We start from the raw sequence: 14,852 nt of genomic DNA, 5'->3' as shown, positions 1-14,852 counted from the left end.
TAAAGCTTTTAAGTTTCGTGACTATTTTTTAAAAAAGGTTTAAATACTAATTTTATATCAAGTCCAATTATAGACAAAGCAATCAATAATACCAAAAATCCTTGATAAATTAAAAATGGAAAAATGTCAAAAGGAGAAAGCTTGCCTTTTGTAAAATCTATAAGAGCTATAACATGCATACTATGAGGTAAAATACTTAAAAAAAAGCACGAAGACATACAAAGTAAAGCCGCAATACGATTTGAGTTTAAATTATTCTCCTTAGTTATTGATCTTACAACAGAACCACTCATTAAAATAGCAAGCCCATTATTTGCAAGAAACATGGTCAAAATACCAACCAAAACAACAATGACAAATTCAGAAGTTCTCTTAGACTTTGACATTTTTTGCAATTTTAAGAGCAACCAATCAAACCCCCCATACTTAATTGTCATATAAGAAATTCCACCTGTAGAAATAACAAGAATAAACATTTCTCCTAGGCCTAAAAATCCTTCATTAATTTTTTTAGCCAGCAACAAAAAAGTAACATCTGCGTAATAAATTCCAATAATACCAGCAACAACAATACCTAAAAACAAGGCTAAAAATACATCAAAGCCTGAAATTGCAACAACCATAACAAAAATATATGGAATAATTTTAAAAAAATTTATCTCACCAGGTTCAATAATAAAACTATCGACCTTGCAATAATAAGAACCTAAAAATGCAAAAGTAATACTTGCTAAAATTGCTGCTGGAAACGTATAAAAAGCTCCATTTTTAAAAACATCAACAATATTAACTTTTTGAGTATGACTTGAAATAATCGGGGTATCTGATATTAAAGACATATTATCTCCAAATGCACCAGCGCTAAGAATAGTACCAGCAATCAATGGAAGAGGAATATCCACCTTATCTGCAAGTTCCAAGGCAATAGGAGCAACAGCAACAATAGTCCCCATAAAACTTCCAGTAGAAAAAGATAAAAAAAGGGTAATTAAAAAAATGCCGCACACTAGTAAATTCAATGGGACATATTTAAGGCCAATATTTACTACAGCATCAACGCTTCCTATTTCTTTACAAACAGCGGAAAAAGCACCGGATAACATAAATATTAAAGATATAAAAATAACATCTTGTTGAGCACACCCTTCAATGAATTTATTCATTTTTGCTAAAAAAGATCCCCTAAAAATAATAAATGTCAAAACAATAGCAATAAACATAGCAACTACAGGGGGCATTTGATAAAATGCTTTTTCTACATCATTAAAATAAAGTACAAGTCCTGTGCCGATATAAATCCCTATAAAAAGAAAAAAAGGCATAAGTCCCCAAAAATTTGGAACCACATTAGTTTCACTTTTCAATTTCAAATCTCTTTCCAATTTTAACCTCCTAAATCACATAATTAAGAACAATTTATTCTAAATAAAATCAAAAAAATTTGAACAATTCAAATCTTAAAATTTTTATTTTTTTTTTTAAAAATAAAAAAACTTTTTTTATATCAAGCCCCAAAATAGATAAAATAACAAAAAACAATAAAAATCCAAAATAAACCAAAAATGGCAAAACACTAATTGGCGATACAAGTCCATTTGAAAAGTTTACTAAAATAATCATTTGAGCACCATAAGGAATAATGCCTTGGAAAATACAAGAGAACATATCTAAAATAGAAGCACTTCTTTGAACACTGATGTTATTTTCAAAAGCTATCTTTTTTGCCACTTTGCCGCAAATAAGTATGGCAATTGTGTTATTAGCAAGAAAAACATCCACTATTGAAACAAAAGCCCCAATAGAAAATTCCGCTGAACTTTTTCCTCTAATCAAAGATTTTAATTTAATAAGTAGCCATTTAAAGCCTCCATTATGAATCACAGCAAAAGAAACTCCCCCTGTTAAAATTGAGAGAAAAATTAAATCTGCCATATTTAAAAATCCTTTATTAATGTTTTTCATTACATCTAGAAAATATAAATTACCATACAAAATGCTAATAAGACATATAGAAAAAATACCTAAAAAAAGAACTATAAAAACATTCATTCCGGCCAAAGAAAAAAATATAATCATTAAATAAGGCACAGTTTTCACCAAATCTATTGAACTTTCATGTAAAAAATTTGTAGTATTGGGCAAATTCTCAGAAAGAAAGAAAAAAGAAAAAAAAGTTAGTATAGCGGATGGAAAAGCATAAAAACTGCTACTAATAAAAACATCTAAGATACTGCTACCTTGAGTCCGACTAGAAACAATTGTTGTATCTGATATTAAAGAAAGATTATCTCCAAACATAGCCCCACACATTACAGATGCTGCTATTAAATTCGGATTAATGCCACTTTTAATAGCAATATTAAAAGCAATAGGGGCAATTGCAACAATAGATCCAACAGAAGTGCCAGCAGAAAAAGAGAGAAAGCAGGTTACAAAAAATATACCAGAAACAATCCAATTGGGATTAATATATTTAATTCCCAAATTTGCTACAGTTTCAACGCAGCCCATTTCTTTGCAAAGAGAAGAGAAAGCTCCCGAAAGCATAAAAATAAGACACATTAGTATAATATCGTACTGAGCAGCCCCTTTAATAAATATGTGAATTTTATCCGAGAATTTTCCTTTAAACACCAAAAAACAAACAATGGAAGCTAAAAACATTGCAACACTAGCCGGCAGCTGGTAAAAGGCCATTTCTACACCAACAACCCCTAAATAAATCCCCGTACCTAAATAGATAATAATAAAAACAAAAAAAGGAATAAGCCCAAAAAAATTTGGCTGCCCTCTTACTTCAATATTTTCCATATACATCCTTTAAATATAAGCACCGTTTTTATAAAAAAGATTACCTATATTTTTAAATGATACCGCAAATTATTAATCGATGCATAAATTTGTAATCAAATCAAGAATAAAAATCCCCAATTTTCTTAAAATATTTAAAAAGAAAAATAAAATTTATCAAAAACTTTACTGCTAAGTTGCAAGAAATAAAAACTTAAGAAAACTCATTATAAATAAAGCAAGTGCTAAAAAGGAATAGGAATAAATTATATAAAAAATTTTATCTCATTTATCTCATTTATCTCATTTATAAAATATCTTTTAAAAAACTAGAAAATTAAATTTTACGCCAAAAATGATCTTTTTCTAAAATAGAGTCTATCTCTTTTGGCCCTTCAGAGCCATAAAAATAATTACAAATTTCAATATCTGCCCATTTATTTGAAATATCTGAAACAAATTCCCAAGAGCTTTCAATCTCATCACTTGTTGCATACAAAGTGCCATCCCCTAAAAAAGCGTCTAACAATAAACGCTCATAAGCCTCATCAAACAATCTTTTGAATGTTCCATGATATGAAAATTCCATATTAGCAGTTTGAATTTCATAATTATATCCGGGTTTCTTGGTATTGAATTTAATCTCAATTCCATCCCTTGGCTGAATTCTAAATATTAAAGCATTGGAAAAATCAACAGAACTATTGTTAAAAAGGGTAAAGCTTGGTTTTTTAAATTGAATATATATTTCTGAAAATTTCCTAGCAAGACCTTTACCAGTTCTAAGATAAAAAGGAACACCGGACCAACGCCAATTATTAATAAACACTTTCATAGCTAAATAAGTTTCAGTATTTGAATTTCCCAAAAATTCTGTTTCATCTTTATAGCCTTTTTTAAAAACCCCTTGAACTTTTGAACCTATATATTGACCCTTAACAATGCAATTCTTAATATCCTCTTTGCTAATTTTCCTCAAGCTTTTTAAAACTTTTACTTTTTCATCATGAATAAACTGAGAATCAAATTTAATAGGAGACTCCATTGCAACAAGGCTTAACAATTGTAAAATATGATTTTGAACCATATCTTTCAAAGCTCCAACAGAATCGTAATACTCTACTCTTCCATCAAGCCCTAATTCTTCTGCTACCGTAATCTGAACAAAATCCACATAACGATTATTCCAAATATTTTCAAAAATAGAATTGCCGAATCTAAATGTAAAAATATTTTGAACCGTCTCTTTGCCTAAATAGTGATCTATTCTGTAGATTTGATCTTCTTTAAAAGCAGAATAAAGCAAGCTATTTAATTTTTTTGCTGTTTCAAGACTAGAACCAAAAGGTTTCTCAAGAACTATTTTTGATAAAGTCAATCCTTCGTTTAAAAAACACCTTTTCAAATGATTAATTATAGGTCCATAAAATGTAGGAGACGTCGAAAGATAATATATTGTTTCTCGATTTTTATCTAAAAATTTAAATAAATTTTTATAGGGCTCCCTTTCATTAAAATCACCAAATACATAAACAAAAAAATTTAAAAAAACCTCAATCAGCGAATCGGTCTCTTCCTGCCATAAAGAATCTTTAATATACAATCTAAATTCTTTATCTGTAAAAACTTTACGAGAAAAACCAATAACCCTAAAATTGCTAATACATTTATTTTTAAATAAATTAAACAGCGAAGGAATAAGCTTTTTTCTAGACAAATTCCCGGTAACTCCAAAAATTACAATATCAAAATTAGAAACACTTTTTTCTTTCATAGAATTTAGTCCAATCTGATCAATTTATTATATTTTGAAAAACCATATATACAAATATCAACAATAAAAGCTAAGCTCAAATTAAATATCATTTTTTTATAAACAAAACTAGTATATAATAAGGAGAATGAAAAATCTATCACTATTTACAGATTTTTATGAAATTTCAATGATGAATGCTTATTTTACAAAAGGCATTAATCCTAAAGCAAAATTTGAAGTATTTTTCAGAAAAACACCGTTTAAAAATGGATACATTGTTTTAGCTGGAATGCACACATTAATTAATGAATTAAAAAATATTCGTTTTGGAGAAAATGAGCTTGAATATTTAAAAAGCTTTAATATGTTAGATAAACGATTTTTAAACTTTCTAAAAGAATTCAAACTAAACGTAAAAATAAACTCAATAGAAGAAGGTCGCCTGGTTTTCCCCTATACCCCAGTAGTTGTGATTGAAGGGCGCTTAATAGAATTATTATTAATAGAAGGACTAGTTTTAAATATAATAAACTTTGAAAGTTTGATAGCAACAAAAACCGCTAGAATAAAAGAATCTGGTGCAAAAATTTTAGCAGAACTTGGGCTAAGAAGGGCACAAGGAATAAATGGAGCACTTTCTGCCAGCAAGGCCGCCTACATAGGGGGAGCAGACTTCACAAGTAATATGCTTGCTGGATATAAATACAATATACCAGTCACAGGAACAATGGCTCATAGTTGGGTAATGAGCTTTGAAACCGAAGAACAAGCATTCAGAGAATATGCAAAAACATATCCAAACAAAGTAAGTTTACTAATCGATACTTATGACACGCTTAACAGCGGATTAAAAAATGCCATCAAAATATTTAAAGAATTAAAACAAGAAGAGGAAAATAATTTTTCAATAAGAATTGACAGTGGAGATCTTGAATATTTAAGTAAAGCCGCAAGAAAAGAATTAAACCAAAATGGATTAAATCATGTAAAAATTATTGCATCTAATGAGCTTGACGAAAATATTATCATGTACTTAAATTCAATAAATGCCCCAATTGATATTTGGGGCGTTGGAACAAATTTAGTTACAGCAAAAGGAGATCCAAACCTTTCAGGAGTATACAAAATGATCTCTATAGAAAAAAATGGGAAATTTATACCAAAAATAAAAATATCAAATAACGCAGAAAAATCCACATTGCCTGAGCAAAAAGAAGTTGCAAGAATCTATTTAAATGGCCAGATGATCCTTGATTTTATCTTTCTAAAAGAAGAAAAAGATAAAATCAAAGACCATCTAGATTTAAGAAAAGAATTTACCGTTTTTCATCCAATACAAGACAACATTTTTAAAATCATCAAACAATATGACGATTTTGAATTCCTAGTTCATACTGTCTTAGAAAATGGAAAACTTTGTAAAGGCTATGAGCCTAGCTTAAACAATATTAGAAATAAAACCAAGCTTGACTTAAGCAAACTTGAACATACGTACAGAAGAATAATTAATCCTCACATATATAAAGTAAGTATCAGTAAAAACTTAAGAAAGTTGAAAAACAAGCTCATAAAAGATATCAAAAACAATTAACATATATATGCATATATACAAAACTAACGAAGTAAATAAAATTTATAATAAAATCAAAGAACTAACTCAAAACGACAATATTTTTAAAAAAGAAACACTCATCATAGTAAAAAATGATCTCTTAAGAGAAGAAATTAAAAAAACTATCGCAAAACTAAATGGGATTTCTTATAATTTAAATATTAAAAAAAATGCTATAAAAAGCATATATGAAATTTCTTTAAAAAATCCTAATATAAAAAAATACATAGAAGAGAACACTTTCTCATTTTACTTGGAAACAGAAAAATTCATTTTATATAACATATTGAAAACTGAAAAATTAAAATACATAAAAGATTTCAAATCAATAAAGAATAGATACTTTTTTGCATCAAAAATAATAGATTTATTCCACCATTATTACTCAAAATTTTCAAAATTAATTGAAACCTGGGAAGACAATGGATTTTTATTCCAAGAAGAAAATTTAAAGCCCTACGAGAATATGCAAAAAGAATTGTTTAAAAAACTCTTTGAAAAGCAAAAAAATATTTTAAACTTACATAAAAAAATAATTCAGGAAAACCCAACAAAAAATATAAAAATTGAAATTAAAAAAATAATATTTATTGGCAATAACAGAGAAATTGAGAAAAAAATTCTCAACTCTTTAGAAAAAATTTTTGATCTTGAAGTGCACGTGTTAATTTTTGAAGATTTGCTCAACTATGAATCTACCCTTGTTGAAGAATTGTTGTTAACAAAAACAAAAATCAACCCAATAAAATATCAAGCTTTAGAAAAAGTAGACATTGAATTATTTAAAGGTAAAAATTTTTTAACAAGCATTAAAAATAATATCATAGCAAAAACTCCAATTTCAAAATTAGACGATAGCTTTAAAATAATAGAAGCTAAAAATCAAAAACGCGAAGTAGAAATTTTGACAAATCAAATAATACACTCAATGCAACAAAATAACCTGAAATTAAGCGACATAGCAATAACTTGTTTGCAAGAAAAATTTAATGAATATTTGCCATATATAGAAGAGTGCCTCAATAAATATGAAATCGAATACAGCGTTCTATGTTATAACAATTTGTCAAGAGGAGAAAGCATAATAGCCTTAAAAAGGCTAATGGATCTTTTCATATCAAAAAACGGAACAATTAGCAATTTCAGCAGAAAAGAAGTATTTGATTTGCTAAGCAACAACAAAGTAATGAAAAAATTTAATATATCAACATCTGAATTAAACTATTTAATAGAATTTAGCGAAGCAATGAACATTAGTTTTGGCGCAAACAACATCCACAAAGAAAATTTAAACTATGATCAAAACTTTTTAAACTCTTGGGAAGATGGATTTAATCGATTTTTAATGTCTGAAATATTTGACGAAAAATACGAAGAAAAAACTCAAAAAGAAAGCACAAGATTTCAAGATCAAGAATCAATAATGAAACTTATAACAATAGTAAAAAGTTTGTACGAAGATATAAACTATTTTAAAAATAAGGCATATAAAGTATATGAATGGGCAGAAATCATAGAAATTTTTATTCAAAAATATATTGATCTTGAAGAATTTAATACAACCGATGAATATTTGCAAAATAAGATAAAATCCTTTAAAAATTTTCCCAGAGATTTAAATGACAATCTTTACAAAAACTATTTACAAGAAATTAATGAAATAAAAATTGAATTTTACCTTTTTAAGATTATGCTTGAAGAAAATATTGAAAAAGAAAAATACGGAGCAATGTATAAAAAAAATGGAATATTGATTGCCAATTACAAAGAAATAGAATATCTTCAAAAAAAAGAAATTCATTTTTTGGGATTTCAAAAATTCAACTCCAATATAAATTATGATAATATGAATTTATTAAATGAATACTATGAACATGAAAACACCGAAAAAGAGACAATAACAGCTCTTTTTAATTTGATTTTCGCAACATCAGAAAAATTTCACCTTTACTGCTCATTTCAAGACACCTTAAGCCCAGAAATTAATACATCAAAAACAATCAACAAAATACTTGAACACATACAAAAGTATGAAAAAAATTTTCAAATAGAAAAACATCCAAATGAAAGTCACGACCTAGCATATTTTAAAGATGCAAAAGAAAATTATTTAATAAACTATGATCCAGAAGCCTTTAATATTGCAAAAATACTACAAAATTCTAAATCGATTAAGTTCAAGCAAAATAAAATCAAACTAGAAAGCCCAATTAAGCTAAATTTATACGAATTAAAAAACGCCCTTTCTAACCCTTACAAACATTTTTACGAAAAAACTTTAAACGTTAAAATACAAGACATAAGATTAGAAAATGAAATCAAAGAAAAACAAGAAGAACAAATTTTCAATGTTATTGAAATTATTTACAGACTTATAAAAAATTCAACACTACTTCATGAATACATAATGGGGAAAAAAGATGATATAAAAATAGCAATAGAAATTATTAAAAACCACATTAGATATGAAATACAACAAGGAATCATTCCTTTCAACATAGATCAAAAAACGACTGTAAATGAAATCTTAAAAAGAATAAATAAATTAAAATATAATGCTACTGAAAGCTTAAAAAAGCTTTCAACAATGACAAAAAGCAAAATTAAATTTTCTAAAAAAATAAAACTAAATTTTCAAAAAAAAAATATAGAATTTGAATTAAAAAAAGATATTGAGAATGTATATAAAGTCGAAAACGATTATTTTTATTTAAATTTTGTAAAAAAAGACTGTTGTAGTATCCCGGATAAAATAAAAAATGAAATAGATTTATATATAACAGGATTACTAATAAAAAAAGAAATACAAAATTTCAATTCATTAACGGAAGTAAAAATTGATCTTGAAAGCTTAACAGCAAAAACAACTATTTGTTATCATCACAAAGAAATATTAATTGAAGACATTGAAAATATGCTTATGCAATTTGCATACATATCAAGCTATCCAACTCCAATTTACCAAAGCTTGATAATTAAAATTTTAACAAAAATAAATCAAAATAATTTTTCAAATTGTTTTAAGAATTTCATAAAAATGCAGATAAAAAATCCTTCCAAAGTTTATTTCACAAGCAAAGCACACGAGAGATTCTTAAAAACTAGCGAAATAACACTCTGCGATTACTATAACAGATTTAAAGACACTCATGATTTCAAGTTAGACGAAAATTTACTAACATTGATAGAAAAATTTTACATTAAATTTGTAAGGACAAAAAATTAAAATCCATGGACAAAATCCTAGAAAAAATTAAAAATAACACAACAATATTAATAGAAGCATCGGCAGGCACTGGCAAAACCCACATACTTGAAAATGTGGTTATAAATTTAATAAAAACCAAACTATACTCCATAAATGAAATCTTGGTATTAACTTTTACAAAAAAAGCCACAGAAGAAATGCACACAAGAATACTAAAAGTAATAGAAAATACTTATCTTAACTCAAAAACAAATGAAATTTTAAAAGAAGCTTATGAGCAATCAAAAAAACTCTTTATATCAACAATCAATAAATTTGCATTACATGCCTTAAATAATTTTCAAATTGAAACAGAAAATTACTCCAAGTATAAACCTAAAGAAAAATTTTCAAAAGAAATAGATGAAATAGTTTACGACTTTTTAAGAAAATCAGATAGCTTGATTCAAACTCTTGATATTAAAGACTACGAACTTAAAGTATTTAAATCTGATGCTAAAAAAACAGAAGAGATTGTTTTAAAAATAAAAAAAGCTTACGAAAGAGATACAACTCAAGAGCTTGGGGATTGGCTTAAAACCCAAACGGCATTTGAAAGCATTCTTCTTAAAAAGGAAGAGCTGATCAAAGATTACAACAAAATAATAGAAGATTTGGATAAAATGACAAAAGATGAAATATTAAGCTTTTATAATAAACATATTCAAACTGGCAAACTTGAAATAGAATACTCTAAAGAAAACGACATATTCAAAATAGCAGAAATATTAATGAAAAATAAATTTTTTTCAACTTTACTAGAAAAAGAAACTAAAAAAAATTCTAAATTATCACCTAAAGAACTTAAGATTAAAAATGATTTAATCTGCTTAGGAATTAATATTAAACACGAAAAATATAAATCAGAAGACAATAGAAATAAAAATAGAAACAATTTAAAGCAATATGTTATTTTAAAAGTTGAATACAAAATACTAAAGTATATAGAAGAAGAACTAGAAAAAACTATTAAATCAACAAACACAATAGATCAAAATTACATAATTTCAAATTTAAAAAATCACTTAAAATCAGCAGACAAAAAGCTTCTAAATGCAATCAAAAATCGATACAAAATCATTTTAATTGATGAGGCACAAGATTTAAGCTTAATACAAATTGAGATATTTAAAATATTAAAAAAAGCAGGAATAAAATTAATATTCATAGCCGATCCAAAACAGATAATATATTCCTTTAGAAAAGCAGACATTTCATTTTATAATAAAGAAATAAAAAATAAAATCAACGCAGACACTAGAATTGTACTAAAAATAAATCACAGATCAAGCAAAAAACTCATAGAGCCTTTAAATAAAATTTTTAATAATATATACAACAATGCAATAGCTGATGAGATTGAAAAAATTGAATTTACTAATTCAATTCCAAATCAAAAAAACAACAATAATAAAATTTTCATCAACGGACAAGAAATAGAAGGAATCAATATAATAACCACAAATACAGAACTCGAAGAAGACATTTACCAAAAAACAGCATTAACAATAAAATATTTGCTCGCATATGGAAAAATTGCTCAGGATGATAAAATTAGAAATATTGAAATGCAAGACATTAAAGTACTTTGCAGAGGAAAAAATGAAATCAATTTAATAGATAAAGCATTAAAAAAAGAGCAAATCCAAACAAACAAGACTCAAGAAAACTTTTTAAAAACCAAAGAATTTAGCGAAATTTTCTATATTATTAAATGCTTAGACCGAAAACAAAGTTTTACAACCCTAAACTATATTCTAAGCAGTAAAATACTAAATGTGCCGTGGAATTTGCAAAGAATTTTAATCAAACAAGACAAAATTCACCTTATAGAAGAATTTATTGAAAATATAACAGCTTTGCTTGAAAAAAATGAAATAACATTAATAAATGCAATTAACAAAATCGCATTCGAAAAAAACTTGTGGATAAAAATTGCAAATATCACCAAAGATCAAAAAATTATTGAATGGGCAAAAAATAAAATAAATTACAAAGGTCTTCTTATTAAAGAAGGTAAGCTTGAAAATTTAAAAACCTATGAAACAACACTTGAGACAATCTCTAAAATATATCATAAAGAACAAAACATACAATCTCTAATCTCTACTTTAGAAAGCTTAATAATAAACGAAGAACCTGAAGAAATAGAAGAAAAACCCAACAGTATAAACAATGATAATGAATCTATAGAACTCATGACAATTCACAAATCAAAAGGGCTTAGCATGAATATTGTATTTTTAATCAATACAACTCCAATAGAAAATAGCAATTTTCTTTCAAAAAAAAATCAATTTTACAAATTTTATAAAAACGGAAACATTGAATATGATTTTTTTAAATTGGAAGAAAATAAAAAATATGCAAGACTAAAAATACTAAGCGAAGAAAAAAATATATTTTATGTGGGAGCAACAAGAGCTAAATTTGCTCTTTTTATTACAAAAACAAATAGCATAACTAGCAAATTATTAGAAATAGCAAAAATCTTTACTATCGATGATATTAAACAAGATTTTAACATATATGAATTTATTGACCAAAAGAGATTTAATAAAAGAAAAGACATTACAAATGTAAATACAAAATTAATTCCGCCAAAACCAATAATTAAAACCATGTTTAAAAAAGAATATACATCTAGTTTTTCAAGCTTAACAGCACAAGCCCATCATAAGGCATTTTATGAAAACTATGATTTTAAAAATATTAACTACGAAAAAGAAACGGATCTTGATTACGAGCCTGAGCCTGGGTTAGAAGAGACTTTACCCAAAGGAAAAGACAGCGGAAACATTTTACATGCTGCTATGGAAGAAATAGTCTTTAGCACAGCAAAAGATACATTTGATAATTTTAAAAAAAATAACATTGAAATTATTGAAAAACAAATACAAAAAATTAACTCAAATCTCAATACAATAGAAATACAAAATTCATTAACTAAAATGATTTATAACATACTGACCTATAATATAAGAGCAATTAATACTCGACTGTGTGATATTGAAGAATTGCAAAAAGAAATGGAATTTTTAATAAAAATAAATCCTGAATTTCAAAACCAAAAACATCTTTTTGACAAACACTTTGAAGATCTTCACATAAAACTAAGTGATGGATATTTAAAAGGAATAGTAGATCTCATATTTAAAGCTAATAATAAAATATATATCCTAGATTACAAAACAAATTATCTTGGAAAAGATAAGGATGATTACAATATAACAAATTTAGAAAATACAATAAAAAAGGAATATTATGATTTGCAATATAAAATATATGCTCTTGGAATAAAAAAAATATTATTTAAAAACAAAAGAGAATATAATCAAAAATTTGGTGGAATAATATATCTTTTTACAAGAGCATTTAAAGACAATATTGAATGCTTAAATTCAAAATTTGAAAATGGAATTTATTTTAATCTTCCAAAATTTAACGACGTGGATTTAGATAAAATCATCTTAGAATTAAGCATTAAAAGACACTTATGAGAGATTTTTTAGTATTAAGAGAATTTTTAAAAGATAAAAACAAAAAATTCCTAACTCCTGAGCTTAAGCTTTATGAAATAATTGAACTTTTAAATATCAATAAAAAAAATTGTTATAAAGCACAAACACTTGCAAAGTTCACAAACAATGAAAATATTGCAATATTTTTAATATTTTTATTTAACTATTTTGATAAAGGTCACCTAAGAGCTGATATAAATCTATTAGCAAAAGATATTCAAAATACAATAATATTTACAAAAGACAACCTAGAAAAAACCAATAAAAGTTACAACAAATTAATAAAAATGCTAAAAGAGTTAGAAATATTTGGAAATTCAGAAACCATTAAGAATATGGTTTTGCTTTTAAAAAAACACAACATACTAATGGAATTTAATAACAAGCTTAAAATTACAACTCCCCTAATTTTGGAAAACAATATCTACATTTATACTCAAAAAAACTACAGAGAAGAAGAAGAGTTAATAAAACAAATTATAAAAAGATTAGAAAACCATAAAAATGAATTAAATGACAATAAAATACAAAATATAATATCAACTTTAAATACCAATAATTTAAATAAAGAGCAAATTACATCAGTGAGAAAGGCATTAAAAAGCAACTTCTTTCTATTAAGCGGAGGCCCAGGAACAGGCAAAACTACAACTATTAACTATATCTTAAAAGCAATTAACAAAACATTAAACAACAAAAAAAAAGGATTAGTAGCAATTGCAGCCCCCACAGGAAAAGCTAGCCTAAGGCTGCAAACAAGTATAGACTATTCATTCAAAAATTTAGAAATAGAATGCAGTACAATCCAAAAACTATTGAGAATCAAATTTATAAATAAAAAAAATTTATATGATGAAGAAAATCAATTAAATTTTGACGTAATAATAATTGATGAAGCTTCAATGGTAGACGCATATACTTTTTTAAAACTACTAAAAGCAACTCCAATAACCACTAAGTTAATAATGGTGGGAGATAAAAATCAACTCCCATCAGTAAACGAAGGAAATGTATATTCAAGTCTTTTAGGAATAAAACAAATAAATAACGATAATGTAGAAGAACTTAAAGAAAATTTCAGAAGCAACAAAGAAATAAATTTGCTCTCAAAAGCAATATACAAAGAAGATAGTACTTTGATTTGCAAATACATTAATGACAATAAAAATATTCAACTGAAAGAAATAGAAAAAATAAATTTAAAAAAAGATCTAATAGAATATACAAACAATTTATATAAAAAAATGCCCACTTTTAATCTTAAATTGCTAAAAGAATCAAAAATTGAACTAATACTTGAAACTTTACTTGAAAATATAATTTTAAGTTCAAAAAATTTTGGCAAATTTGGAACTAAGACACTAAATGAAATAATAAAAAATTACCTAAAAAAGACCTATGGAAGCTTTATTGGCCAAATAATAATGATAACTAAAACTGACTATAAAAACAAATTATTTAATGGAGAACGGGGTGTTATTTTTAATGAAAATTCTAAATTTTATGCTTTATTCCAAAGAAAAGATGAAAAATATAAAAAAATAAATTTAGATTTACTAACAAATTATGAATTCAGTTTTGCCACAACAATACATAAAAGCCAAGGATCAGAATACAAACATATAAAAGTAATATTAGAAAATAACCCTTTTTTAACAAAAGAGCTTATGTATACTGCAATAACAAGAGCCAAGGACAGCTTAGAAATAATTTCTAACAAAGAGACTATTATTAAGCTAAGCAAAAAATCTAGCAAAAGAGATTCAAAAATACTAGAACATGTAAACTCATTTAAAGAAATTGACAAATAAATTAAAAACTACTATAATCTTTTAAAAGAATGGCTTTGGGGGCGTAGTTCAGATGGTTAGAACGCCTGCCTGTCACGCAGGAGGTCGCGGGTTCGAGACCCGTCGCTCCCGATGA

7 protein-coding genes and 1 tRNA gene are annotated in these 14,852 nt (G+C 26.0%); 5 read left to right on the top strand and 3 right to left on the bottom strand.

Annotated elements, in window-relative coordinates:
* Positions 1-8: 8 nt before the first annotated feature.
* From QIA46_RS03210 to zwf, 3 genes are all read right to left on the bottom strand, one after another.
* On the bottom strand, positions 9-1,364 hold the full coding sequence (locus QIA46_RS03210) for a Na+/H+ antiporter NhaC family protein (RefSeq protein WP_317268566.1): 1,356 nt from the start codon (positions 1,362-1,364) through the stop codon (positions 9-11).
* Between the two features lie 67 nt (positions 1,365-1,431).
* The gene (locus QIA46_RS03205; protein WP_317268411.1) at positions 1,432-2,811 is read right to left on the bottom strand and encodes a Na+/H+ antiporter NhaC family protein; all 1,380 of its coding nucleotides are present in this window, start codon (positions 2,809-2,811) and stop codon (positions 1,432-1,434) included.
* Positions 2,812-3,127: 316 nt separating this feature from the next.
* On the bottom strand, positions 3,128-4,564 hold the full coding sequence (gene zwf, locus QIA46_RS03200) for a glucose-6-phosphate dehydrogenase (protein ID WP_316256325.1): 1,437 nt from the start codon (positions 4,562-4,564) through the stop codon (positions 3,128-3,130).
* A 127-nt stretch (positions 4,565-4,691) separates the two neighbouring features.
* Between zwf and QIA46_RS03195 the strand changes: the two genes are divergently transcribed.
* From QIA46_RS03195 to QIA46_RS03175, 5 genes are all read left to right on the top strand, one after another.
* Positions 4,692-6,137, top strand: coding sequence for a nicotinate phosphoribosyltransferase (locus QIA46_RS03195; protein ID WP_317268410.1), 1,446 nt, complete (start codon positions 4,692-4,694; stop codon positions 6,135-6,137).
* Positions 6,138-6,144: 7 nt separating this feature from the next.
* On the top strand, positions 6,145-9,384 hold the full coding sequence (locus tag QIA46_RS03190; protein WP_317268409.1) for a PD-(D/E)XK nuclease family protein: 3,240 nt from the start codon (positions 6,145-6,147) through the stop codon (positions 9,382-9,384).
* Positions 9,385-9,389: 5 nt separating this feature from the next.
* The gene (gene recB, locus QIA46_RS03185) at positions 9,390-12,905 is read left to right on the top strand and encodes an exodeoxyribonuclease V subunit beta (protein WP_317268408.1); all 3,516 of its coding nucleotides are present in this window, start codon (positions 9,390-9,392) and stop codon (positions 12,903-12,905) included.
* Positions 12,902-14,737: an exodeoxyribonuclease V subunit alpha gene (gene recD, locus QIA46_RS03180; protein ID WP_317268407.1), complete on the top strand. Its 1,836-nt coding sequence runs from the start codon at positions 12,902-12,904 to the stop codon at positions 14,735-14,737. The genes recB and recD overlap by 4 nt, the downstream gene beginning before the upstream one ends.
* 37 nt (positions 14,738-14,774) lie before the next feature.
* A tRNA-Asp gene (locus tag QIA46_RS03175) sits at positions 14,775-14,848 on the top strand.
* Positions 14,849-14,852 lie beyond the last annotated feature (4 nt).

Origin of the sequence: Borreliella carolinensis (assembly GCF_032595855.2) — a bacterium.
Lineage (GTDB): Bacteria > Spirochaetota > Spirochaetia > Borreliales > Borreliaceae > Borreliella > Borreliella carolinensis.
Note: the sequence above shows the minus strand (reverse complement) of the source record. Positions and strands in the feature narration are given on the sequence as shown.